The following is a 3,762-nucleotide window of genomic DNA, read 5'->3' on the forward strand; positions in this document are numbered from 1 at the left end:
CTCGATTGTCGTGCGCGGCTAAACCGTTTGGTGATGTTGTTTCAACGGCGCGGCCGTCAGGGACGTTCGGATGAGAATGTTTGGAGTCCTGGCTGCGGTTTGTTGAGCTTCGTCGTGAAGCCTTGCGGGCAGTGTTGTCGGAATTGGTTGAAACCACCTGAGTTGGGTATGACTACCTGCTGAACTTAAGCATATCAGTAAGCAGAGGAAAAGAAACAAACATGGATTCCCTGAGTAACTGCGAGTGAAACGGGAAGAGCCCAGCGCTAAAGGTTGTTGGCTTCTGGCTGATGACCGGTGTAGCGTATAGAACCTTCGTTCGGCTTGTTCAGGCTGGCTTAAGTCTCGTTGGAACGCGGCGGCTAAGACGGTTTTACCCCGGTAAACCTGGCTGGACTTGGTGAGTGTTGGTTCTGGGAGTCGGGTTGTTTGGAAACGCAGCCCAAAGTTGGTGGTAAACTTCACCTAAGGCTAAATACGACCGCGAGACCGATAGAAAACAAGTACCGTGAGGGAAAGTTGAAAAGTACTTTGAAAAGAGAGTGCAAGAGAACGTGAAACCGGTGTAATGGAAGCGAATGGAGCCGACGTATCTAGTGCGTATTCAGCCTTCTGGGCGCGTGATTGGTGTTTGTGCATTGCCGCAAGGTGTGCCTGGCGCTATTGTCGCGTGTTCGGTTGGTGCATTTGCGTACGGAGTGCGCCGGGTTGTGTGGTGTTGTCGGACGATGCGCGTTTAGAGGACCCGGGCTTCGGCGCTGGGAACCCTGGGCGTGTGGAGTTCGGTTGGCGCTGCGCAGCTTTGTGGAGACGTGGGTTTTTCGCGTGCCGCGGTGTCGACAGGCTCGGTTCGGGTGGTACACATGTGTGCAGCCCTTATGGGGTCGGTCGGTGTTGTGGTGTGCTCTGCGTTCTTCCCGGTGTTCAGTCGGTGACCCATTCGACCCGTCTTGTAACACGGACCAAGGAGTTTATGGTATGCGCAAGTCATTGGGTTTGTCGAAGCCTAAAGGCGTAATGAAAGTGAGACATTACTTGTCTGAACGTGACTGGGTGCGGCATTCGTGCGGCCCAAGCAACGTTGCCCCGTTTCGAGGACTTGTCCTGATGCGGAGGTTGAGCGTATGCTATGAGACCCGAAAGATGGTGAACTATGCCTGAACAGGACGAAGCCAGAGGAAACTCTGGTGGAAGTCCGAAGCGGTTCTGACGTGCAAATCGATCGTCTGATTTTGGTATAGGGGCGCAAGACTAATCGAACCATCTGGTAGCTGGTTTCCTCCGAAGTTTCCCTCAGGATAGCTGGTGCACATTCAAACAGATATACTCGGTAAAGCGAACGATTAGAGTTCTTGGGATGTATTATTCTCAGACTATTCTCAAACTCTAAATGGTTATGATGTTGGTGTTGCTTAATTGAACACTGACTTTGATTGTTGTGCTCCAAGTGGGCCATTTTTGGTAAGCAGAACTGGCGATGTGGGATGAACCAAACGCGGAGTTACGGTGCCTAACTATTCGCTCATGAGACCCCATGAAAGGTGTTGGTTGATATAGACAGCAGGACGGTGGCCATGGAAGTCGGAATCCGCTAAGGAGTGTGTAACAACTCACCTGCCGAATCAACTAGCCCTGAAAATGGATGGCGCTCGAGCGAATGACCTATACTCTGCCGTCGTTGAGACCCGAGCAATCTCTCGACGAGTAGGAGGTACGTTGTAATGGCGTTGAAGTTGTTGGGCGTGAGCCCGAATGGAGCCGTTATGAGTGCAGATCTTGGTTGTAGTAGCAAATATTCAAGTGAGATCCTTGAAGACTGAAGTGGAGAAGGGTTCCGCGTGCACAGTGATTGTACGTGGGTTAGCCGATCCTAAGGCACAGGCTAATGCTGGATTTGAAGTTGTGGCGTTAAATTCACTTGTGGATTGCGCTGCATTCGCCGAAAGGGAAGCGGGTTAATATTCCCGCGTCGTGACGAGGAGATTGGCTTCACTTCGGTGTTGTCGAAGCGCGGTAACGCAAATGAACTTGCCGACGCTGCTTGGAGTCCGGGCTAGAGATCTCTTTTCTAGTTTAAGCTTTCATGACCATGGAATCGGTTCATCCGGAGATATGGTTGCTGAGGCTGTAGAGCACTGCGGTTGCTGCGGTGTCCCGTGCACTCCATGTGGCCCTTGAAAAGGTAAGGGAAGCTTAATGAATTTCTCGCACGATCGTACCAATATCCGCAGCAGGTCTCCAAGGTGTGCAGCCTCTAGTTGATGGAATAATGTAGATAAGGGAAGTCGGCAAATTAGATTCGTAACTTCGGGAAAAGAATTGGCTCTAGAGATTGGGCTAGTCGGGTTGTTACGTGATGCTTATGGGCTGCGTTCGTGACTGGGCGGCGAGCTTCGGTGAGCTGTTCGGGCTAGTAGCGTGGCCCGTAGGTGGATCGTTTCAGCTTGGTCTGCGTTCGTTTCGGCGTGCGTAGTCTTCGGCTAGCGCTTAACAATCGAATCTAGAACTGGTACGGACTGGGGGAATCCGACTGTCTAATTAAAACAGAGGAGACAGATGGTCTCTGAAAGACGTTGACTGTCTCTGATTTCTGCCCAGTGCTCTGAATGTTAATTTAAGGAAATTTGAGTAAGCGCGGGTAAACGGCGGGAGTAACTATGACTCTCTTAAGGTAGCCAAATGCCTCGTCATTTAATTAGTGACGCGTATGAATGGATTAACGAGATTCCCACTGTCCCTAACTACTATCTAGCGAAACCACAGCCAAGGGAACGGGCTTGGCAAAGACAGCGGGGAAAGAAGACCCTGTTGAGCTTGACTCTAGTCTGACTTTGTGAAGAATCATGCATGGTGTAGTATAAGTGGGAGTGTTTCGGCACGTCAGTGAAATACCACTACTTTCATCGTTTCCTTACTTATTCGGTAATACGGGGAACGTTTTCTCTGAAAACTTGTGATTGATTTTAAGCCGGCGTACTTGGTGCGCCGGCGACCCGCGCCGATGACATTGTCAGGCGGGGAGTTTGACTGGGGCGGTACATCTATCAAACAGTAACGTAGGTGTCCTAAGGTAAGCTCAGTAAGGACGGAAACCTTACGTAGAGTAAAAGGACAAAAGCTTACTTGATCTTGATTTTCAGTACGAATACAGACCGCGAAAGCGTGGCCTATCGATCCTTTCGATTTGTAAAGTTTACAGCAAGAGGTGTCAGAAAAGTTACCACAGGGATAACTGGCTTGTGGCAGCCAAGCGTCCATAGCGACGTTGCTTTTTGATCCTTCGATGTCGGCTCTTCCTATCATTGCGTAGCAGAATGCGCAAAGCGTTGGATTGTTCACCCACTAATAGGGAACGTGAGCTGGGTTTAGACCGTCGTGAGACAGGTTAGTTTTATCCTACTGTCAAAGAGTTGTTGCAATAGTAATCTTGCTTAGTACGAGAGGAACAGCAGGTTCAGACAATTGGTTTATGGGCTCGTCCGATAGGACGATGGTCCGAAGCTACCATCTGCGGGATTATAACTGAATGCCTCTAAGTTAGAAGCCCGTCTAGTTAGGTAAACAATGTTTTGTACCCCGGCTTCGTGTGGTACGTTTATGCCTCGGCGCTCGCCGCCGTTGCAGCCTTTACCCTATATTTGACCTTGCAGGTCGGTTTAATTACTGGCTTGTTGTCGAATCCATACGACTTTGTGTGGTTGATTGTCAGGGTGTAAGATCGCTTGTAGACGACTTGACTACTGGTCAGGGGGTTGTACGCAG

1 rRNA gene is annotated in these 3,762 nt (G+C 50.1%); it reads left to right on the forward strand.

Annotation, left to right across the window (positions count from 1 at the left end):
• The first annotated feature begins 64 nt into the window (after nt 1-64).
• A 23S ribosomal RNA gene (locus tag CN673_RS21630) occupies nt 65-3,646 on the forward strand.
• Nucleotides 3,647-3,762: the final 116 nt, after the last annotated feature.

Origin of the sequence: Neopararhizobium haloflavum (genome assembly GCF_002750855.1) — a bacterium.
GTDB classification, from domain to species: domain Bacteria; phylum Pseudomonadota; class Alphaproteobacteria; order Rhizobiales; family Rhizobiaceae; genus Georhizobium; species Georhizobium haloflavum.